The following is a 20,248-nucleotide window of genomic DNA, read 5'->3' as shown; positions in this document are numbered from 1 at the left end:
AGGCAGAGGCACGAGAACCATGACTCCCATGTCGAAGCACACGCTCTCCGTCCTGGTGGAGAACACCCCCGGCATCCTGGCCAGGATCGCCGCCCTCTTTTCCCGCCGCGGCTTCAACATCGACTCCCTCGCCGTCGGCGTCACCGAGCACCCCGACATCTCACGCATCACCATTGTCGTGAACGTCGAGGACCTGCCGCTCGAACAGGTCACGAAGCAGCTCAACAAGCTGGTGAACGTCCTGAAGATCGTCGAACTGGAGCCGGGCTCGGCCGTTCAGCGCGAACTCGTCCTCGTGAAGGTGCGCGCCGACAACGAGACCCGCTCCCAGATCGTCGAGATCGTCCAGCTGTTCCGCGCCAAGACCGTGGACGTCTCGCCCGAGGCCGTGACCATCGAGGCCACCGGGTCGAGCGACAAGCTGGAGGCCATGCTCAAGATGCTCGAACCCTTCGGCATCAAGGAGCTGGTGCAGTCCGGCACCATCGCGATCGGCCGCGGCTCGCGCTCGATCACGGACCGCAGCCTGCGGGCGCTCGACCGCACCGCCTGACGTTCCGCATTCCGGAACCCCCCGACCTTCCTGTCCGAGCCCGCCGTACGGTGGGACGCAACATCAGCACACAGAGGAGTTTCCCAGTGGCCGAGCTGTTCTACGACGCCGACGCCGACCTGTCCATCATCCAGGGCCGCAAGGTCGCGGTCATCGGTTACGGCAGCCAGGGACACGCCCACGCCCTTTCGCTGCGCGACTCCGGTGTGGACGTCCGGGTCGGTCTGCACGAGGGCTCCAAGTCGAAGGCCAAGGCCGAGGAGCAGGGCCTGCGCGTGGTCACGCCCGCCGAGGCGTCCGAAGAGGCCGACGTCATCATGGTCCTGGTCCCGGACCCCATCCAGGCCCAGGTCTACGAGGAGTCCATCGCCCCGCACCTCAAGGAGGGCGACGCGCTGTTCTTCGGCCACGGCCTGAACATCCGCTTCGGCTTCATCAAGCCCCCGGCGGGCGTCGACGTCTGCATGGTCGCCCCCAAGGGCCCGGGCCACCTGGTGCGCCGCCAGTACGAGGAGGGCCGCGGCGTGCCGTGCATCGCGGCCGTCGAGCAGGACGCCACCGGCAAGGGCTTCGAGCTCGCCCTGTCGTACGCCAAGGGCATCGGCGGCACCCGCGCGGGCGTCATCAAGACGACCTTCACCGAGGAGACCGAGACCGACCTGTTCGGTGAGCAGGCCGTGCTCTGCGGCGGCACCGCCGCGCTGGTCAAGGCGGGCTTCGAGACCCTCGTCGAGGCGGGCTACCAGCCGGAGATCGCCTACTTCGAGTGCCTGCACGAGCTGAAGCTGATCGTCGACCTCATGTACGAGGGCGGCCTGGAGAAGATGCGCTGGTCGGTCTCCGAGACCGCCGAGTGGGGCGACTACGTCACGGGCCCGCGCATCATCACGGACGCCACCAAGGCCGAGATGAAGAAGGTCCTCGCCGAGATCCAGGACGGCACGTTCGCCAAGCAGTGGATGGACGAGTACCACGGCGGCCTGAAGAAGTACAACGAGTACAAGCAGCAGGACCAGGACCACCTCCTGGAGACCACGGGCAAGGAGCTGCGCAAGCTCATGTCTTGGGTCAACGACGACGAGTAGGGCGTACTCCGGCGGGGCCGGGGCACATCGCCCCGGCCCCCCGGGCACGAGGACGCGGGGCTCCGCCCCGGACCCCGCTCCTCAAACGCCGGAGGGGTTGGATCTCGCCTTCCGCGGTTGTCCGCCGTGTCCAGCCACGTCCGGGTGATCCTTCCAGTCAGGCGCATAAGGCCCCCGCAGCCGCCACTACACTGCAAACCACATTCGCGTCAGGCCCACAGCGTCGTGCGTCTTCCACGCGGAGCCACCTCCACCGCCTGCGGCCGTCGGGACGGCCGTCCGCATTGGACTTGTGAGGACTCACGTGAGCACTGCTGCCAACGGCAAACCGGTCGTACTCATCGCTGAAGAGCTGTCGCCCGCGACCGTCGAAGCCCTGGGCCCGGACTTCGAGATCCGGCGCTGCAACGGCGCGGACCGCGCGGAGCTGCTGCCCGCCATCGCCGACGTCGACGCCATCCTGGTCCGCTCCGCGACCAAGGTCGACGCCGAGGCCATCGCCGCCGCCCGCAAGCTGCGGGTCGTCGCCCGCGCGGGCGTCGGCCTCGACAACGTCGACGTCTCCGCCGCCACCAAGGCCGGCGTCATGGTGGTGAACGCGCCCACCTCGAACATCGTGACCGCCGCCGAGCTGGCCTGCGGTCTGATCCTCGCCACCGCCCGCAACATCCCGCAGGCCAACACGGCACTGAAGAACGGCGAGTGGAAGCGCTCCAAGTACACCGGTGTCGAGCTGGCCGAGAAGACCCTCGGCGTCGTCGGCCTCGGCCGCATCGGCGCGCTCGTGGCGCAGCGGATGTCCGCGTTCGGCATGAAGGTCGTCGCCTACGACCCGTACGTGCAGCCCGCGCGCGCCGCGCAGATGGGCGTGAAGGTGCTCTCGCTCGACGAGCTGCTCGAGGTCTCCGACTTCATCACCGTGCACCTGCCGAAGACGCCCGAGACCGTGGGTCTCATCGGTGACGAGGCGCTGCACAAGGTCAAGCCCGCGGTGCGCGTCGTCAACGCCGCCCGCGGCGGCATCGTCGACGAGGAGGCGCTGTACTCGGCGCTCAAGGAGGGCCGCGTCGCGGGCGCGGGCCTCGACGTGTACGCGAAGGAGCCGTGCACCGACTCCCCGCTGTTCGAGCTGGACCAGGTCGTGTGCACCCCGCACCTCGGCGCGTCCACCGACGAGGCCCAGGAGAAGGCGGGCATCTCGGTCGCCAAGTCCGTACGGCTCGCGCTCGCGGGCGAGTTGGTCCCCGACGCGGTCAACGTCCAGGGCGGTGTCATCGCCGAGGACGTGCGCCCCGGCCTGCCGCTCGCGGAGAAGCTCGGCCGGATCTTCACCGCCCTCGCGGGCGAGGTCGCGGTGCGGCTCGACGTCGAGGTGTACGGCGAGATCACCCAGCACGACGTGAAGGTGCTCGAACTGTCCGCCCTCAAGGGTGTGTTCGAGGACGTCGTCGACGAGACCGTCTCGTACGTGAACGCGCCGCTGTTCGCCCAGGAGCGCGGCGTCGAGGTGCGGCTCACCACCTCCTCCGAGTCGCCGGACCACCGGAACGTGGTCACCGTGCGCGGCACGCTCGGCGACGGCGAGGAGGTCGCGGTGTCCGGCACGCTCGCCGGCCCCAAGAACCACCAGAAGATCGTCGCGGTCGGCGAGTACGACGTGGACCTGGCGCTCGCCGACCACATGGTCGTGCTGCGGTACGCGGACCGGCCGGGTGTCGTGGGCACCGTCGGGCGCGTCCTCGGGGAGGCCGGGATCAACATCGCCGGGATGCAGGTCGCCCGCGCCGACGTGGGCGGGGAGGCGCTGGCCGTCCTCACCGTCGACGACACCGTGCCGCCCGCGGTGCTCGCGGAGGTCGCCGCCGAGATCGGGGCCACGTCCGCCCGCTCGGTGAACCTGGCCGACTGACAGGCCTCGCTCCATCGGCGCTGCGCGCCGCGTCCTCAAACGCCGGACGGGCTGGAAACCTCCAGCCCGTCCGGCGTTTGGCGTGTCAGCGCAGGGACCTGGCGGCCAGGCCCGCGGCCAGCAGCAGCACCGCCGCGCCCGCCAGGGCCGCGACGTGCATGCCGCTGGTGAAGGCGGAGCGGGCCGCCTCGGTCAGGGCGTCCGCCGCCGCGGGCGGTAGGTGGGGGGCGACCGCCACGGCGCCGCCCAGGGTCTCGCGGGCCGCGTCCGGAGCCGTGTCCGGCATGTCGTGGCGGAACACCGCGGTGCCGAGGGAGCCCAGGACGGCCATCCCCAGGGCCCCGCCGAACTCCTGGCCCGTCTCCAGGAGCGAGGAGGCCGCCCCCGCCTTCTCCGCGGGGGCCGCGCCGAGCGCCAGGTCCGTCAGCTGGGAGCCCACGACCACCGCCCCGCAGGCGAGCACCCCGGCCCCGGCGAGCACCGTCCACATCGCGTCCGTACCGGCGAGGAACAGCAGGCCGTAGCCGCAGGCGGAGAGGGCGAAGCCGCCCGCGACGACCCGGGCCCTGGCCACGCCCCCGCGCACCGCCGCCGTGGCGGCCGGCGCGGCGAAGCCGATGAGGACCGAGGGGAGCAGCGCCCACAGGGCGGCCTCCAGGGCGCTCTTGCCGAGCACCGACTGGAGGTACTGCGTCGTGAAGAACGCCGAGCCCAGCATCGCGAAGGACGAGACGAGGGTCAGCGCGACGGCGGCGCCGAAGCCCCGGCCGCCGCGGAACAGGGCGGGGGAGATCAGCGGCGACGGCGCGGTGAGCTGACGGCGCACGAAGAGCACGGCGAAGAGGGCGCCGACCGCGAGCGAGACGACGTACGGCCACCGCACCCCCTCGGACGGCATCTCCTTCAGGCCGTAGACGACGGGCAGCACCGCGGCCATCGACAGCGGCACGCTCAGCAGGTCGAAGCGGCCCGGGTGCGGGTCCCTGGACTCGGGGACGAGCACGGGCGCGAGGAGCAGGAGCAGCGCCATCGCGGGCAGGTTGACCAGGAACACCGAGCCCCACCAGAAGAACTCGACCAGGACGCCGCTGAGGACCGAGCCGAGGGCGACCCCGCCGACCATGACGCCGGACCAGATGCCGATCGCCTTGGCGCGCTGCTCGGGGTCGCGGAACACCGTGCGGACCAGCGCCATCGTGGACGGCATCAGGGTCGCGCCGCCGATGCCGAGGACCGCGCGGGCGGCGATGAGCATGCCGGGCCCGGTGGCGTAGGCGGCGGTGACGGACGCCGCGCCGAAGGCGGCCGCGCCGAACAGCAGGAGCTTGCGGCGGCCGATGCGGTCGCCGAGCGAGCCCATGGTCATCAACAGGCCCGCCAGCACGAACGCGTAGATGTCGAAGATCCACAGCTGCTGGGTGCCGCTGGGCTCCAGGTCGGCGTTGATCGCGGGGACCGCGAAGTAGAGGACCGACACGTCCATAGACACGAGCAGCAGCGGCAGCATCAGGACGGCCAGGGCGGTCCATTCCTTGCGGCCCGCGCGCTCGGTGGCGGGGGAGGGCGGCGGCGTGGTTGTCGTGGTCATGGAGCAGGACTGTACGGGCGTCTTAGACGCTTGTCTAGAACGAATGTATAAGACGTTTGTCTTGTACGGCCGTCTGGGGCGGACATAGGGTGCGGGCATGGGACACCGTGAGGATCTGCTCGCAGGGGCCAGGCGCTGCCTGCTGGAGAAGGGCTTCGTGCGCACGACGGCCCGCGACGTCGTCAAGGAGTCGGGCACGAATCTCGCGTCGATCGGCTACCACTACGGCTCGAAGGACGCGCTGCTCGCCGAGGCCTACATCTCGCTCATCGAAGACCTCGGCGACGGCTTCGGGGCGCCGCCGGACGACGCCGGGGCGGGCGGCTCGATCGAGCGGTTCGAGAAGGTGTGGGGCGGCATCGTCCAGTCGTTCCCGCAGGCGCGCGGGATCTGGCTGCTGACCCTGGAGTTCGTCACGCAGGGCGAGCGGCTCTCCGGGGTGCGGGACATCATGGTCAAGGCCCAGGAGCAGGGGCGCGCGGGCCTCGCCGCGCTCTTCCTCGGCCTCGACGAGGACGCCCTGCCGCGGGACGTCGTGGACGCCGAGGGGCGGTTCTACACCACCCTGCTCAACGGCCTCATGGTCCAGTGGCTCTTCGACCCGGGCTCGGCCACCACGGCCGCCCAGCTCACCGAGGGCCTGCGGCGGGTGGCGGAGCGGGCCTCGGCCGCGGAGGGCGGACGGCTAGTGCAGCCGTGACGCCTTCAGGGCCATATGCAGCAGGAGCCGGTCCTCACCCTCGTCCAGATCCAGCTTGGTGAGCTGCTCCACGCGCGACAGCCGGTAGTACAGCGTCTGGCGGTGGATTCCCAGCTCCGCCGCCGCGCGGCCCGCCTGGCCCGCGCAGTCGAGGAACACCTCGGCGGTGCGGGCCAGTTCGCGGTGCGCGGGGGTCAGCAGCGCGCGGGCCACCGCGTCCTGCGCGGCCTCCACGGGCAGCGCCGTGAGCAGGCGGTAGGGGCCGATGTCCGACCAGCGGGCGAGCGGCCCGAAGCGCGGCTCGGCGAGCGCCGTGCGGGCCGCCGCCGACGCCTCGGCCCAGGCCGCGCCCAGGTCCTCCAGGCCGTGCCGGGCGCCCGCGACCCCGGCCGTCGCGCCGCCGCCCGCCGTCTCGGCGAGCCGGGAGGCCGTCGTGATCGCCGGGGTCAGGGCGTCCGCCGAGCGCAGCCGCACCATCACCGCGAGCGACTGCCCCACGGCGCCCGCCGTGAGCCACGGCACCGTGCACAGGGCCGTCGCCCCCGGCACCGTGCGCAGCGCGGGCGCGTCCTCGGGGCCCGCCGCGGGCCAGGGCGCCACGCACACCACCGCGTGCAGGCCCTCGCCGCGCGGCCCGAGCGCCGTGCGCAGCGCCGCCACCGCCATGTCCCGCTGCCAGCCGCGCTCCGCCGTCAGGACCGCCCGGAACTCGCGGGTCAGGTCGGCGCCCGCCTGGGCCTCGTCGGCGAGCAGCGCGCCGATGCGGGCGGCCACCTCCATGGCGGCGCCGAGCCGCGCGTCCGAGGGCCCCGGCTCGTCGTCGAGCAGCCACACATAGCCGAGGGCGTACCCCCGGTGGCGTACCGGAAGGCAGATGCGGCCGCGGTGCACGCCCGCCTCCGGGGTCGGCGGGATGCGGACCGGCGCGGTGGCGCGTGTGATGCCGAAGCTCTCGAACCAGGTGCGGACCGCCGCCGTGGAGCGGCGGGTGAGGATCGAGCGGGTGCGGACGGGGTCGAGGTCGGCCGCCTCGAAGCCGTCGCCGCCGTCGTGCGCGCCGAAGGCGATCAGCTCGAAGTCGCGGTTCTCCAGGGTCGCGGGCGCGCCGAGGAGGGCCGAGATCTCGTCGACCAGTTCCTGATAGTCGCCCTTCACCCGTGCCCTTCCTTCGCTCCGTGCGGGCTGTCGCGCCTACCCGGATACCTCGCCGTCAATGCTTTCGAAAGCCATTCTCGCGCAGTCCGGCGCCGCACTCAGACATCTGTCTGAGATCCAGCCCACGGATGCGTGACAGGTGTCGATAGCACAGGATCGGAGGGATCCTTAGGTTTCACGGTGGTTCTCCGTGCCGTACCAGTTTTGTCGCAAAAGCGATGCAGGTGCGGCTTCGTTCGTACTCCCGTGGAGGTGCCCCGTGCTGGCTCCCGTGATCCTTGCCGCGTCGCGCAGTGACAAGATGCGCCGTCTCGTGTCGGCGGCGCCGGGCACCAAGCAGGTCGTCGACCGCTTCATCGCCGGCGAGACCGTCGACCAGGTCGTCCCGATCGTCGAGGACGCCGTCGGCAAGGGCCTGGAGGTCACCCTCGACGTCGTCGGTGAGGACATCACCACCGTCGAGCAGTCCTACGCCGCGCGCGACGCCTACCTGGAGCTCATCGACCGCCTCAAGGACCTGGGCTTCGGCGAGAAGGCCGAGATGTCCGTGAAGCTCTCCATGTTCGGACAAGCGCTGGAGGGCGGCCACGAGCTGGCCCTCGCCAACGTCCGCCCGGTCGTCGAGGCCGCCGCCGCCATCGGCACCACCGTGACCCTCGACGCCGAGGACCACACGACGCTCGACTCGATGTTCGCCATCCACGAGGAGCTGCGGAAGGACTTCCCGCAGACCGGCTGCGTCATCCAGGCGTACCTCTTCCGCACCGAGGACGACGCCCGCCGACTGGCCGAGAACGGCAGCCGCGTGCGCATCGTGAAGGGGGCGTACAAGGAGCCCGTCGAGGTCGCGTACCAGGACAAGGCGGAGATCGACAAGGCGTACGTCCGCATCCTGAAGATCCTCATGAACGGCAAGGGCTACCCGATGATCGGGTCCCACGACCCGCGGCTGATAGCCATCACCCAGGAGCTGGCCCGGCGAGCCGGGCGCAAACTGGACGAGTACGAATTCCAGATGCTGTACGGCATCCGCAGCGAGGAGCACCTGCGGCTCGCGGCGGAGGGCCACCGGATGCGCGTCTACACCGCCTACGGCACCGACTGGTACGGCTACTTCATGCGCCGTCTCGCGGAGAAGCCGGCGAACCTGCTGTTCTTCGGCCGTTCCATCCTCACCAAGGGCTGAGCCGCCCGCCCCCTCCCGTACAGAGCCCCCGCACACAAAGGAGCCAAGGAACTCATGGACGCTGTGACCCAGGTCCCCGCCCCGGTCAACGAGCCGGTACACGGCTACGCCCCGGGTTCCCCGGAGCGCGCCCGGCTCGAGGCCAAGCTCAAGGAGCTGTCCGAGAACCCGATCGAGCTGCCGATGACCATCGGCGGCGTCAAGCGCCTCGGCGGCGGCGAGCCCTTCCAGGTCGTCCAGCCGCACAACCACAAGGCCGTCATCGGCACCGGCCGCGGCGCCACGCAGCAGGACGCGCAGGACGCGATCGACGCCGCGCTCGCCGCCGCCCCGGCCTGGCGCGCCATGTCCTTCGACGACCGCGCCGCGATCATCCTGCGCGCCGCCGAGCTGCTGTCCACGACGTGGCGCGAGACGCTGGCCGCCTCCACCATGCTCGGCCAGTCCAAGACCGCCCAGCAGGCCGAGATCGACACCCCCTGCGAGCTCGTCGACTTCTGGCGCTTCAACGTGAAGTACGCCCGTGACCTGCTCGCCGAGCAGCCCCCGGCGAACTCCACCGGTGTGTGGAACCGTCTGGACCACCGCCCGCTCGAGGGCTTCGTCTACGCGATCACGCCGTTCAACTTCACGGCCATCGCGGGCAACCTCCCCACCGCCCCGGCGCTGATGGGCAACGTGGTCGTGTGGAAGCCGTCCCCGACGCAGACGCACGCCGCGGTGCTGCTCATGCAGCTCCTGGAGGAGGCGGGCCTGCCCAAGGGCGTCATCAACCTGGTGACCGGTGACGGCATCGCCGTCTCCGAGGTGGCCCTGCACCACCCGGACCTGGCCGGCATCCACTTCACCGGCTCGACCCGCACCTTCCAGCACCTGTGGAAGACGGTCGGCACCAACATCGAGAAGTACCGCTCCTACCCGCGCATCGTGGGCGAGACGGGCGGCAAGGACTTCGTGGTGGCGCACCCCAGCGCCGACCGCGCCGTCCTGAAGACCGCGCTGACCCGCGGCTCCTTCGAGTTCCAGGGCCAGAAGTGCTCGGCGACCTCGCGCGCCTACATCCCGGCCTCCATCTGGAACGACGGGTTCAAGGAGGAGTTCGCGGCCGAGGTCGACGGCATCAAGATGGGTGACGTCACCGATCTGTCGAACTTCATCGGCGCCGTCATCGACGAGCGCGCGTTCGCCAAGAACAAGGCGGCGATCGACCGCGCCAAGGCCGACGCGACCTGCACGATCGTCGCGGGCGGCAGCTACGACGACTCCGAGGGCTACTTCGTGCGCCCGACGGTCGTCGAGTGCACCGACCCGGACAACGAGGTCTTCAAGGACGAGTACTTCGGCCCGTTCCTGGCCGTGTACGTCTACGAGGACGACAAGTACGACGAGATGCTGACCCAGATGGAGTCGGTGTCGGCCTACGCGCTCACGGGCTCGGTCATCTCCAACGACCGCGTCGCCGCCGCGTACACGATGGAGAAGCTCCGCTACGCCGCGGGCAACTTCTACATCAACGACAAGTCGACCGGCGCCGTCGTCGGCCAGCAGCCCTTCGGCGGCGGCCGTGCCTCCGGCACCAACGACAAGGCGGGCGCCCCGCAGAACCTGATGCGCTGGACGCTGACCCGCGCCATCAAGGAGACCCTGGTCGCGCCGACCGACTACGGCTACCCGCACATGGGCTGACGTCCGCCCCCTTGTGATCCCCGCCCCCGGCCCGGGCCCCACCCCGGCCGGGGGCGGTGTCGTACCCGCACCCGCTCAGCGCGCCCGGCGGCCGAGGAAGTCCTCGATCAGCCCGGCGATCTGCCCGGCGTGCGTCTCCAGGGCGAAGTGCCCCGCGGGCAGCAGGTGCACCTCGGCGTCGGGCAGGTCGCGCTGGAAGGCGAGGGCGCCGTCGCGCACGAAGATCTGGTCGTGCGCGCCCCACACCGCGAGCACCGGCACCCCGCTCTCGCGGAAGTACGCCTGGAAGTCCGGGTACAGCGCGATGTTGCTGCCGTAGTCGCCCATCAGGGCGAGCTGGACGGCGTCCTGGCCCGGGCGCGCCATGTCCGCGGTGTCGCGCTCCCACGCGTCCGGGCTGATCAGGTCGCGGTAGCGCTCGGGAACGCCGTGCGTGTACTGCCACTTGATGCCCTCGGGGGAGCGGATCGCCCGCACGGCCGCGGCCGTCTCCTCGTTCGGGTCCTTGATGTACGCGAACACGGGCGCCCAGGCCTCGGCGCCGAGGCCCTCCTCGTAGGCGTTGCCGTTCTGCGTGACGATCGCCGTGATCCGCCCGGGGTGGGCGAGGGCGAGGCGCAGCCCGATCGGCGCGCCGTAGTCCTGGACGTACAGCGCGAACCGGGTCAGGCCGATCCGCTCGGTGAACTCGGCGGTGACGTCGGCCAGTTCGGCGAACGTGTACGGGAAGGCGTCGGCGGCGGGCGTCGCCGAGCGGCCGAAGCCGATGTGGTCGGGGGCGATGACGCGGTAGCGGTGGGCGAGCCGCGGGATGAGATCCCGGAACATGTGCGAGCTGGACGGGAAGCCGTGCAGGAGGAGCAGCACGGGGGCGTCGGCGGGCCCCGCCTCGCGGTAGAAGACCTGGTGTCCGCGGACGGTGGCGGTGCGGTAGTGGACCTGAGCGCTCATTCCTCTAACCCCTAAAGAAGCCTTTGGTGGTTGGCGTGGGACGAGTGGACCATGCCCAGCTGTAACTGGTCAAGAGATTTTTAAAGGTTAGGTAGAGAGCGGGGACTTGAAACTGACACTTGTGTCAGCTTCTACCGTTCCGGCATGACGCAGCACACGCTTCTCACCCCGTACTCCGCCCCCTTCGGCCACCTGCCCAATCGCATGGTCATGGCCCCCATGACCCGCTTCCGCGGGGAGGAGGACGGCACCCCGCAGCCGATCGTCGCCGACTACTACGCCCAGCGGGCCGGCGCCGGCCTCATCGTCACCGAGGGCATCTGGCCCAGCAGCCGCGGCCAGAGCGGCTGGCGCATCCCCGGCCTGGAGACGGCGGCCCACGTCGCGGGCTGGCGGCGGGTCACCGACGCCGTGCACGCCGCGGGCGGGCGGATCTACGCCCAGCTCATGCACGGCGGCCGGCACGGCCACCCGCTGTCCCGCATCGACGGCGACGCGCCCGCCGCCCCGTCGGCCGTGGTCTCGCCCGAGCTGGTGCACGTGCGCGACGGCGGCAAGGCCGAGCCGGTGACCCCGCGCGTGATGACCCTCGACGACATCCGCACCGCCGTCGACGACCACGTGGCCGCCGCCCGCAACGCCGTCGCGGCGGGCTTCGACGGGGTCGAACTGCACGGCGCCAACAGCTACTTGATCCACCAGTTCCTCGCGGACAACACGAACCTCCGCGACGACGCGTACGGCAGGGGGTCGATCGAGAACCGCATCCGGTTCGCCGTGGAGGTGGTCCGCGCGGTCGCCGACGCGATCGGCGCCGGGCGGCTCGGCCTGCGGCTCTCCCCGGGCAACCCGCAGTTCGGCATGGCGGAGGCCGACCCCGGGCCGGTCTACCGCGCCCTGCTCGACGAGCTCGACGGCCTCGGCCTCGCCTATCTGCACCTGACCGACAACGACCGCTACCCGGCCCTGGCCGAGCTGCGCCCGCGCTGGAGCGGCACCCTCATCGCCAACGTCGGCGAGAACGGCGACCCGACGACGCAGGAGGCGGGCGAGGCCGTCATCGCCGACGGCCGCGCCGACCTCGTCTCCTACGGCAGGGCGTTCCTCACCACCCCGGACCTGCCGCACCGCTTCGCCGTGGGCGCGCCGCTCAACGACTTCGACGCGGCGCACCTGTACACGAGCGGCCCCGAGGGGTACACCGACTACCCCTCCCTGGATGCCCTGGGCGCCCCGAACGCCCCGGAAGCGGGGGAGGTCCGCGCGCTTCAGACCTCCACGAGCACCTGATCGAGGGACTTGCGCACCAGATCCGGCACCTGGCAGTCCGGCGCCGGATAGCCGACGGGTATCACCGCGAACGCCTTCTCGTTCTCCGGCCGCCCGAGCACCTCGGACAGGAACCGCATCGGGCTCGGCGTGTGCACGAGCGCAGCGAGCCCCGACAGGTGCAGCGCGGACAGCAGCATGCCGACCGCGATGCCGACCGACTCGTCGACGTAGTAGTGCTTGTGCTTGGTGCCGTCCTCACCCAGCCAGTAGCGCTGCTGGAACACCACGATCAGGGCGGGCGCGTCCGTCAGGTGCGGCTTCACCTCGTCGGTGCCCAGCGGGCGCAGCGCGGCCAGCCACTCCTCGCCGAGCCGCCCGTCGTACGAGATCCGCTCCTCGTGCTCGGCGGCCTCGCGGATGCGGCGGCGCACCTCGGGGTCCTGCACGAGGACGAACGTCCACGGCTGCTGGTGCGCGCCCGACGGCGCGGTCGCCGCGCACGCGACGGCGTCCCGGACGACCTGCGGCGGCACCGGGTCCGACGAGAACTGCCGCACCGTGCGCCGCTGCTGCATCCGCTGCCTCAACTCGGCGGCGTGCGTGAGGGATTCGGCCGCGGGCATGCGGGCGGGACGGTACGGCACGGAGCGGTACGACTGCCCGTGGATGGGCGTCCAGCGCTCGGCGGGGTGTCCGGTCTCCGGCTTGTGCTGTTCGGTATCAGGCATGCCTAGATTCTGGGACCGGGGGGCGGCGGTGCGCCATGGTGCGTACCTAAGGAGTGTGCGCGAGCTGCCCGTCGGAGCGAGCGTGAGCCGTCCGTCAGCTCCAGCCCGCCACGATCAGACCGAGGCCCGTCGCGAACCCGCCGCCCAGCAGGGCCAGATAGGCGCCGTAATGGCGGCGGAGCCGATGCGCGAGGAAGCCGAAGGCGCCGAAGCCCAGGCCCACGGTGAGGGTGCGCGCGCCGCGCGAGAGCGCCGCTCGGGCCAGCCAGTCGGGGGCCGCGACCTCCGCGCGGCCCGCCTCGGCCGCGTACACCTTGAACGGGATGCCGTTCCACGGCTGGTGGCGGACCGCCGCCGCGCCCTCGGCCGCCAGCTCCTGGCGTACTTCCGCGCGCATCCGGTCGGTGGTGAGGGGGTGCGGCACCTGCACGCCGGACGCCGCGAGGTGCAGGGCGAGGAGACCACCCGTGAGGCTGCCGCCCAGGGCCGCCAGGGCCAGCTTCAGCGACCTGCGGGGCAGGGCCGCACACGCGATGGCGAGGGCGAGTTCCGGCATCAACGGCCAGCTCAGCGCCTCCGCGCACGCCCACGCGAACACCAGCGGCAGGCCCCAGCGGGAGCCGGCCGCCGCCGCGACCCGCCCCCGGGCGCGGGAATCCCGCAGCGGTTCGGCGGCGGTGCGCCGGTGCAGCTCGGCCACCGCCGCGCGCGCCTCCTCGGCCGTCACCGTCGGCGGCAGCGGCTCGCCGATCGCCACGCGCACCAGGGACGGACGCAGCCTGCCGTGCTTCGGGAGCAGGCGGTCCGTGCCCGCGATGCCCACGGGGACGACCGGCACGTCCGCCGCCCTCGCCAGGACCAGGGCGCCCTTGTGGAACGTGCCCAGCTCGCCCCGGCGGGCGCGGGTGCCCTCCGGGAACAGCACCACCGCGTGGCCCGCGCGCAGCGCGTCCGCCCTGGCCAGGAGGTCGTCCATGCCGCCGCCCGTGCGCCGCACGGGAAAGCCCGCGGCCAGGCGGGCGCAGACGCGGCGCCGCCAGGGCGAGGCGAACCAGTAGTCGGCGGCCGCGGCGATGGTGGGGCGGTGGCGCGCGTCGAGGGCCGCGAGCAGGGCCGCGGTGTCGGCGTGCGAGGTGTGGTTGGCCACGACCACGCAGCCGCCCTGAGGCAGGGTGCCCTTGCGGGTGATGCCGCCGGTGAGGGTGAGGAGGGTGCGCCACAGGGCCGCCCTCGCGGGGGCGCCCCAGGCCCGCCCCTTCCCGAACCGGGGGCTGCCGTCCCCGGGCCCCTGCCCTTTCGGCGCTGCGCGCCTCGTCCTCCATCGCCGGACGGGCTTGCTCTGCGTCGTCACAGTCCCACCGCCATCGTCAGGAGCAGGGCCAGGAGGAGCGAGTCCACGCGGTCCAGGAGGCCGCCGAAGCCGGGGAGCCAGGTGCCCGCGTCCTTGACGCCCGCCTCGCGCTTCACCATGGACTCCAGGAGGTCGCCCAGGACGCAGCCCGCAAGGACCGCCGCCCACAGCGTGACCGTGAGGGCGCCGACCGCCGCCAGGGCCAGGGCCGTCGCCACCGCGGTGCCCAGCACCCCGGCCCACGTCTTCTTGGGGGAGAGCGGTGAGAGGGGGCGGGCCAGCGGGCCCGTGCGGCCCAGGGCCGTGCCCGCGCACCACGCGCCGACGTCACCGAAGGCCACCGCCACGCCCACCGCCACCGCCGTGCCGTCCAGGAGGACCAGACCGGTGAGGGAGACCGGGATCCAGAGCACGCCGAAGAGCGTGCGGCAGGCCCGGGTGAAGCCGTGCTCGGTGTCGCCGGTCAGGAGCGCGGGCAGCGCCGACACGATCAGCAGGGCCGCGGCCGCGCGGAGGCCGAGGGCCCCGGGCGCCAGCCACGCCGCCGCCGGGAGCAGGACCGCCGCGACGCCGAGCACCGCCCGCTCGCCGCGCGCCAGCTGGGCCATGCGGGCGTACTCCGCCACGGCGACCGCGCCGAGACCGGCCGCCAGGGCGAACGCCCCCGCCCCGCCCGCCCAGAGCGCGCCGAGGAACAGCGGCGCCGCCAGCGCCCAGGTCCGCCAGCGCCTGCGCAGCTCGGCCCGCATCCGCAGCCGGGACGGCAGCGCGGCGACGGCGACACCGCCCGCGCCGAGCGCCCCGGCCACCACCGGCACGGCCCGCGCGGCCGTCTCGCCCGCCAGGAACGCGACGCTCATCGGGTGCCCAACTCCCCCCACAGCCGCCCGCACCGGACGGCCGCCGTCAGCGCGGAGCCCGCGGCGATCACCACGAGCACGGGGGCCGCCCAGGCGGACGCGGCCGCCACCACGACGAGGGCGCAGCGCTCCGTCTTGCCCACCGGGCCGCCGTTCAGGCGCCCGGCGCCCGCCGCCGCACCCGCGAGGGACACCCAGGACGGGAGCGTCGCGGCCAGGGCCGCCGTCGCCACCAGCCACAGCGGGGCCAGCGGCAGGAAGCCCGCGAGCATCACCAAGTCGGCCGCCCTGTCGCCGAGTTCGTTGAGCAGGGCGCCGCGCGGCGTGCTGCGGCCGGTGTCCCGGGCGAGCGCGCCGTCCAGGTTCGCGCACGCCAGGCGGGCCGCGAGCAGCGCCGCCACCGGGAGCGCGGCCAGCGGCGCGGGCAGCCACGCGAGGGCCGCCGCCGCGCCCGCGGCGCACACCACGCCCGCCGCCGTCAGCGCGTCCGGCGACACCGCGCGGCGGGCCAGCGCACCGCGCACGCCCGACAACGCGCGGGTGTACCAGGGCTTGAGGGCGTACAGGCCGAGGCCGTGGGAGCCGGAGGAACCGTTCATGGCGTCGACTCTGCCGCCGCCCGGGCCCGCGCAAATCGGGATGCGTACTCAGATGCCGCCTGAGTACCGTGAGCGCGTGACCACGGTGACCACCCTCCGCACGGCGCACACCGCCGACCTCACCCCGACCGAGCTCGCGGCCGCCCGTGCCCTCATGGACCTCGCCTTCGACGGGGACTTCTCCGACGATGACTGGGACCACGGCCTCGGTGGCGTGCACGCCCTCGTCCACGACGCCGAGGGGGAGCTGCTCGCGCACGGCTCCGTCGTCCAGCGGCGCGTCCTGCACAACGGCCGTTCGCTGCGCGTCGGTTATGTGGAGGCCGTCGCCACCCGCCCGGACCGGCAGCGGCAGGGGCTCGGCGGGCAGGTCATGGGCGCCCTGGAGGGCGTCGTCGAGCGGGCCTACGACCTGGGCGTGCTCTCGCCGTCCGAGGAGGGCGAGAAGCTGTACCGCGCGCACGGCTGGCAGACCTGGACCGGCCTGGTCGGCACCCTCGGCCCGCGGGGCGTGACGGAGATGCCCGACGAGGACGCGCCCATGATCTGGGGCGCGGACCTCGACCCGGCGCACCCGCTGCTCATCGACTGGCGCGACGGCGACGTCTTCTGAGCCCCCGCCACGGACGGGTGGACGGGCCCGGCTACGCCGGCGCCCCCGTGGCCCGCACGATCATCTTCCCCACGTTGTCGCCCCGCAGCATCCCCAGGAAGGCGTCGACGATCCGGTCGAAGCCGTCCACCACCGTCTCGTCGAGACCGATCCGGCCGTCGCGCAGCCGCGGGACGACGAACTCGTACAACTCCTCCTGCACGTCGTAGTAGTCGCGCACGAGGAAGCCCTCCATGCGCAGGCTCTTCTCCACGATCTCGGAGAGGTTGCGGGGCGCGGCCAGGGCGTGGGTGCTGTTGTACTGCGCGACCGTGCCGACGCGCAGGATGCGGCCGCGGTCGCGCAGGCCCTCGATCGCCGCCTCCAGCTGCTCGCCGCCGACGTTGTCGACGTAGAGGTCCACGCCGTCGGGCGCCGCCTTCGCGAGCAGTTCGGCGGCGGGGCCGTCGTGGTAGTCGAAGGCCTCGTCGTAGCCGACGTGCTCCTTGAGGTGGGCGACCTTCGCCGCCGAGCCCGCGCTGCCGACGATCCGGCCCGCGCCGAGGAGCCGTGCGAGCCGCCCGGTGGCCGTGCCGACGCCGCCCGCCGCGGCCGACACGAACAGGTCGTCGCCCGCGCGCACCGGCGTGATCCGGGTCAGGCCGACGTACGCGGTCAGACCGGTGCCGCCCAGGATGCCCAGATGCGCGGAGAGCGGCACCCCTTCGAAGTCCGGCAGGACGCGGGCCTCCTGCGGCGTCACCACCGCGTGCGTGCGCCAGCCCTTGCGGTGGAAGACGAGCGCGCCCTCCGGCAGGGACGGCTCGCGGGAGGCGGTCACCCGCCCGAGGGTGCGGCCCTCCAGCGGCGCGTCGAGCGCGAAGTCGCCGTCCATCATCTCGCGGTGGTACGGATCCACCGACCAGTAGAGGTTCTCCACGAGCGCCGAGCCGGGCGCGGGCTCCGGCAGCGCCGACTCCACGAACGCGAAGTGCGCGGGGGAGGGGAAGCCGTGCGGGCGTGCGGTCTGGTGGACGGTCAGGGCCGTGTCGCTGGTCATGCCCGGAAACGTACGGCGGGAATGGGCGCGCGCGGCAGAGGGTTCGGCTCATGGAACGCGACGAACCATGAAAGCTCCTCATGGACGCAGGTGGCACGCCCTTCGAGGGCGGAAAGGACGAGTGGGAACCGATGGCCGGACACGACCTCGCCCCGCACGAGCTGCGGATCATCGTGGCCGTCGCGGACGCCCGCAGCTTCTCCGGCGCCGCCGCGGCCCTCGGCATGACCCAGTCGGCCGTCTCGCACTCGGTGCGCGGCACGGAGAAGAAGATCGGTGCCCTGCTCTTCGAGCGCGGCCGCGGGGGCGCCGCGCCCACCCCGGGGGGCGAGCGCGCCGTGGCCCACGCCCGGCGTGTGCTGCGGCTCCTGGAGACCCTCGCGGCCGAGGCGCGCGGCGCCGCCGCCGGGGGTCGGGACGCCGTCAGCGGGCCGTTGCGCATCGCCGCGTTCCGCAGCGCCGCCCTGCATCTGCTCCCGGCCGCGCTCGCGGGCCTGCGCGCCCGGCACCCCGGCGTCGAGCCCGAGGTCCGCGTCGTGCGGGAGCTGGGGCGCGGCACCGCGGGCGAGGTCGCCGACGGCCGCGCCGACCTCGGCATCGCCACCCTCGGCACGACCTCGCCGGTGCCGCGGGGGCTCGTCGGCGACGTGCTCGTGGAGGAGCCCTACGCGTTCGTGCACCCGGCCGGGCATCCGGACCCGCGCTCGCTGCCGCTCGTGGACTGGGCGGAGAACTGCACCTCGTACACCCGCGACTGGTGGGCGCGGCAGGACTGGCTGCCGCGGGCCACCACGCGGACCGAGGACGACGGCGCGGTCCTCGCGATGGTGAGCGCCGGGCACGCCATGGCGGTCATGCCCGCCCTGTCGCTGACGGGAGCGCCGCCGAGCGTGACGGTCACCGACCTCGGGCCCGGCCGTCCGACCCGCTCCGTGGGCTACGTCACCACGCCCGAACTGGCCGCGACGCACGCGGTCAGAGCGCTGATCCGGGAGCTGAGAGCGGTCGCCGCGGAGGCGGCCGTCTCAAATAGTAGGAAGCCCGAGTATTTGTAGAGACAGAAAGCGGAAGCTGTCTTAGCTTTGTAGGAGCCGAACGTCTCGCTCGATCAAGCGAACGGCGGATGTGAGCCCGGCCCCGCGCAGGCGAACCCTGCGGCCCCGCTCCCCGCCCTTTCCGGCGTCTCGTAACCCTGCGCATCCTCCGTTCTCCGGATGCCTGGACCGAAGGAGTCGAACACCCATGGCCGAGACGACCGTCCGACGAGTCCGCCGCAGCCTCCGCACCAGCGACGCCGAGCGCAAGAACGCCGCCGCCGCCCTCCAGCGGGCCCTCGACCGCCGGGACAACGGCGGCGCCACGGGGCACTGAGCCCCCCGCGTCACCTCCCGCGCTCGATCTCGAAGTGGTCGACGCGCTCGCCGCTCTCGGCGAGCGCGGAGACCGTCAGCCTCGGACGCGCCCCGGCCGTCACCTCCACCGCGAGGAACGAGAAGCCGGTGTAGCGCACGCGCGACCACGCGACCGTGTCGGGGTCGGGCAGGCGCTGCTTGGTCCAGTGGAAGGTGTGGACCGACTCCCGGTCCCGCACCCGGCCCTCGTAGCTGTCCTCCACTCCGGCGGGGAAGCTGTAGAGGTCCTTGCCCGCGCCGCCCGCGGTGACGTACACGATGCCGTCGCGCGTCGGGTCCGTCGACGCGCCGACGGGCACGGGCCTGCCGACCTCGCCGCCCCTGATGGCGTCGGTCCGCTCGTACACGTGGTTGTGGCCGTTGACGACCAGGTCCACCTGGTGCTTGGCGAACAGCGGCAGCCAGGCGTCGCGCACCCCGCCGTCGGAGCCGTGCGTCGCCGTCGAGTACGCGCAGTGGTGGAAGAAGACGACGAGGAAGTCGACGTCGGCGTGCGCGCGCAGCTCGCCCAGGCGCCGGTCGAGCCACGCGGTCTGCTTGCCGTCCGAGTAGCCCTTGTTGGCGGGTATCTCGTACGACACGTCGTTGGCGTCGAGCGCCACCACGCCGACGTTGCCGTAGCGGAACGAGTAGACGCCGGGCGCGCCCTCGGGGTCGAAGCCGTTGTCGGGCAGCGACCAGCGGGCCGACTGGCCGCCGTAGCCGTTCGGCGAGTACCAGGCCTCCATGTCGTGGTTGCCGGTCGTCACCATCCACGGCACGGACTTCGCCACCGACTCCGTCTGGGCGAGGAAGGCGTCCCAGACGCGGGCGTCGTAGGTGTCCGTGTCCTTGCCGTGCCCGGTGGTGTCCGCGTAGCAGATGTCCCCGGCGTGCAGATGGAACGACGGGTTCTGACCCAGGATCAACTGGTCGTTGGCCAGGGCGTGATAGCTCACCCCCTGGTCGCCGAAGGCCGTGAAGACGAACCTCTCCGGCCGCGCCGGGGCGGTGCGGAACGTGCCGATGGTGCCCGCGCGCGAGGGCGCGGCCGGGTCGAAGCCGTCGTGGCCGACGCCGTAGTAGTACGTGGTGCCGGGCGTGAGGCGGTCGAGCGCCGCGTGCAGGTAGTACTGCTCGACCGCGGGCAGCTTCTTCGACAGCGAGGGCGTGCGCAGGTCGCGCACCTCCGCGGGGATCTTCCGGCCGAGCTCCCAGGGCGTCAGGCCCACGCGCACGTACGGGTTCCCGACGGCGAACGGCACCTGCCAGGAGATCCGCATCTGCGTGCGCGGCTCGGCCCCGAAGGCCAGATGGCGGCCGAAGGGCGCGACGTGCCCGCCGTCCACCCGCACCGGCGCGGGCGGCGCCGCGAGCGGCCGCGCCGGCCCCCGGCGCCCCGCGTACGCGCTGCCCGAACTGCCCGCGAGCAGGCCGAGGCCGCCCGCGGTGCCCGCGGTCGCGAAGGAGGCGGCGAGCACCTTGCGCCGGGAGAGCTTTCCGCGCAGATACGCGTGCTGCTCGGCCATGCTCAGCCGCCGCGCGAGCGGCTCGGGAATGCCGACGTTGGGGGTGTCCATGA

The 20,248-nt window shown here is 72.8% G+C and carries 19 protein-coding genes; 10 read left to right on the top strand and 9 right to left on the bottom strand.

What is annotated here, in order from left to right; translation table 11 throughout:
- The first annotated feature begins 28 nt into the window (after positions 1 to 28).
- The 3 genes from ilvN (at position 29) to serA (ending at position 3,547) form a co-directional block, all read left to right on the top strand.
- A complete protein-coding gene (gene ilvN, locus AC5WAM_RS12970; RefSeq protein WP_242724007.1) occupies positions 29 to 553 on the top strand; it encodes an acetolactate synthase small subunit in 525 nt (174 codons plus the stop codon).
- An 86-nt stretch (positions 554 to 639) separates the two neighbouring features.
- Positions 640 to 1,638, top strand: a complete 999-nt coding sequence (ilvC, locus tag AC5WAM_RS12965) for a ketol-acid reductoisomerase (RefSeq protein ID WP_138961977.1) — start codon at positions 640 to 642, stop codon at positions 1,636 to 1,638.
- A 304-nt stretch (positions 1,639 to 1,942) separates the two neighbouring features.
- Positions 1,943 to 3,547, top strand: coding sequence for a phosphoglycerate dehydrogenase (serA, locus tag AC5WAM_RS12960; protein ID WP_138961978.1), 1,605 nt, complete (start codon positions 1,943 to 1,945; stop codon positions 3,545 to 3,547).
- Positions 3,548 to 3,632: 85 nt separating this feature from the next.
- Here serA and AC5WAM_RS12955 read toward each other — a convergent pair whose 3' ends face one another.
- The gene (locus tag AC5WAM_RS12955) at positions 3,633 to 5,135 is read right to left on the bottom strand and encodes an MFS transporter (RefSeq protein ID WP_495522673.1); all 1,503 of its coding nucleotides are present in this window, start codon (positions 5,133 to 5,135) and stop codon (positions 3,633 to 3,635) included.
- A 97-nt stretch (positions 5,136 to 5,232) separates the two neighbouring features.
- On the opposite strand from AC5WAM_RS12955, the gene AC5WAM_RS12950 reads away from it, so the two are divergent.
- The gene (locus tag AC5WAM_RS12950) at positions 5,233 to 5,835 is read left to right on the top strand and encodes a TetR/AcrR family transcriptional regulator (RefSeq protein ID WP_495522672.1); all 603 of its coding nucleotides are present in this window, start codon (positions 5,233 to 5,235) and stop codon (positions 5,833 to 5,835) included.
- On the opposite strand, the gene AC5WAM_RS12945 is transcribed toward AC5WAM_RS12950, so the two are convergent.
- Positions 5,821 to 6,990, bottom strand: a complete 1,170-nt coding sequence (locus tag AC5WAM_RS12945) for a PucR family transcriptional regulator (protein WP_366790070.1) — start codon at positions 6,988 to 6,990, stop codon at positions 5,821 to 5,823. The genes AC5WAM_RS12950 and AC5WAM_RS12945 overlap by 15 nt on opposite strands.
- A 259-nt stretch (positions 6,991 to 7,249) precedes the next feature.
- Between AC5WAM_RS12945 and AC5WAM_RS12940 the strand changes: the two genes are divergently transcribed.
- Positions 7,250 to 8,176, top strand: a complete 927-nt coding sequence (locus tag AC5WAM_RS12940; protein WP_495522671.1) for a proline dehydrogenase family protein — start codon at positions 7,250 to 7,252, stop codon at positions 8,174 to 8,176.
- Between the two features lie 54 nt (positions 8,177 to 8,230).
- Positions 8,231 to 9,862 carry an L-glutamate gamma-semialdehyde dehydrogenase gene (gene pruA, locus AC5WAM_RS12935; RefSeq protein WP_495522670.1) on the top strand — a complete coding sequence of 544 codons (1,632 nt, stop codon included), beginning with the start codon at positions 8,231 to 8,233 and terminating at the stop codon, positions 9,860 to 9,862.
- Between the two features lie 75 nt (positions 9,863 to 9,937).
- Here pruA and AC5WAM_RS12930 read toward each other — a convergent pair whose 3' ends face one another.
- Positions 9,938 to 10,813 carry an alpha/beta fold hydrolase gene (locus tag AC5WAM_RS12930; protein ID WP_495522669.1) on the bottom strand — a complete coding sequence of 292 codons (876 nt, stop codon included), beginning with the start codon at positions 10,811 to 10,813 and terminating at the stop codon, positions 9,938 to 9,940.
- 144 nt (positions 10,814 to 10,957) lie between these two features.
- On the opposite strand from AC5WAM_RS12930, the gene AC5WAM_RS12925 reads away from it, so the two are divergent.
- Positions 10,958 to 12,103, top strand: a complete 1,146-nt coding sequence (locus AC5WAM_RS12925) for an alkene reductase (RefSeq protein WP_495522668.1) — start codon at positions 10,958 to 10,960, stop codon at positions 12,101 to 12,103.
- Here AC5WAM_RS12925 and AC5WAM_RS12920 read toward each other — a convergent pair.
- From AC5WAM_RS12920 to AC5WAM_RS12905, 4 genes are all read right to left on the bottom strand, one after another.
- Positions 12,082 to 12,813 (bottom strand): nitroreductase family protein, encoded by a 732-nt coding sequence (locus AC5WAM_RS12920; RefSeq protein WP_138961986.1) that lies wholly within the window; start codon positions 12,811 to 12,813, stop codon positions 12,082 to 12,084. The genes AC5WAM_RS12925 and AC5WAM_RS12920 overlap by 22 nt on opposite strands.
- A gap of 94 nt (positions 12,814 to 12,907) precedes the next feature.
- Positions 12,908 to 14,164, bottom strand: coding sequence for a lysophospholipid acyltransferase family protein (locus tag AC5WAM_RS12915; protein WP_495522667.1), 1,257 nt, complete (start codon positions 14,162 to 14,164; stop codon positions 12,908 to 12,910).
- The gene (locus AC5WAM_RS12910; RefSeq protein ID WP_366790064.1) at positions 14,161 to 15,024 is read right to left on the bottom strand and encodes a phosphatidate cytidylyltransferase; all 864 of its coding nucleotides are present in this window, start codon (positions 15,022 to 15,024) and stop codon (positions 14,161 to 14,163) included. The genes AC5WAM_RS12915 and AC5WAM_RS12910 overlap by 4 nt, the downstream gene beginning before the upstream one ends.
- Positions 15,021 to 15,623, bottom strand: coding sequence for a CDP-alcohol phosphatidyltransferase family protein (locus AC5WAM_RS12905; RefSeq protein ID WP_495522666.1), 603 nt, complete (start codon positions 15,621 to 15,623; stop codon positions 15,021 to 15,023). Before AC5WAM_RS12905 ends, AC5WAM_RS12910 begins: the two co-directional genes overlap by 4 nt.
- A gap of 52 nt (positions 15,624 to 15,675) precedes the next feature.
- Between AC5WAM_RS12905 and AC5WAM_RS12900 the strand changes: the two genes are divergently transcribed.
- Entirely contained in the window at positions 15,676 to 16,236 is a 561-nt protein-coding gene (locus AC5WAM_RS12900; protein WP_495522665.1) for a GNAT family N-acetyltransferase, read from the top strand.
- A gap of 31 nt (positions 16,237 to 16,267) precedes the next feature.
- On the opposite strand, the gene AC5WAM_RS12895 is transcribed toward AC5WAM_RS12900, so the two are convergent.
- Positions 16,268 to 17,275, bottom strand: coding sequence for an NADP-dependent oxidoreductase (locus AC5WAM_RS12895; protein WP_495522664.1), 1,008 nt, complete (start codon positions 17,273 to 17,275; stop codon positions 16,268 to 16,270).
- 131 nt (positions 17,276 to 17,406) lie between these two features.
- On the opposite strand from AC5WAM_RS12895, the gene AC5WAM_RS12890 reads away from it, so the two are divergent.
- Positions 17,407 to 18,330, top strand: coding sequence for a LysR family transcriptional regulator (locus tag AC5WAM_RS12890; RefSeq protein ID WP_495523573.1), 924 nt, complete (start codon positions 17,407 to 17,409; stop codon positions 18,328 to 18,330).
- Between the two features lie 187 nt (positions 18,331 to 18,517).
- Positions 18,518 to 18,646: a hypothetical protein gene (locus tag AC5WAM_RS12885; RefSeq protein ID WP_278194243.1), complete on the top strand. Its 129-nt coding sequence runs from the start codon at positions 18,518 to 18,520 to the stop codon at positions 18,644 to 18,646.
- 10 nt (positions 18,647 to 18,656) lie between these two features.
- On the opposite strand, the gene AC5WAM_RS12880 is transcribed toward AC5WAM_RS12885, so the two are convergent.
- On the bottom strand, positions 18,657 to 20,246 hold the full coding sequence (locus AC5WAM_RS12880) for a purple acid phosphatase family protein (protein WP_495522663.1): 1,590 nt from the start codon (positions 20,244 to 20,246) through the stop codon (positions 18,657 to 18,659).
- Positions 20,247 to 20,248 lie beyond the last annotated feature (2 nt).

The sequence above is a fragment of the Streptomyces sp. JLYT201 genome (assembly GCF_059448825.1).
Note: the sequence above shows the minus strand (reverse complement) of the source record. Positions and strands in the feature narration are given on the sequence as shown.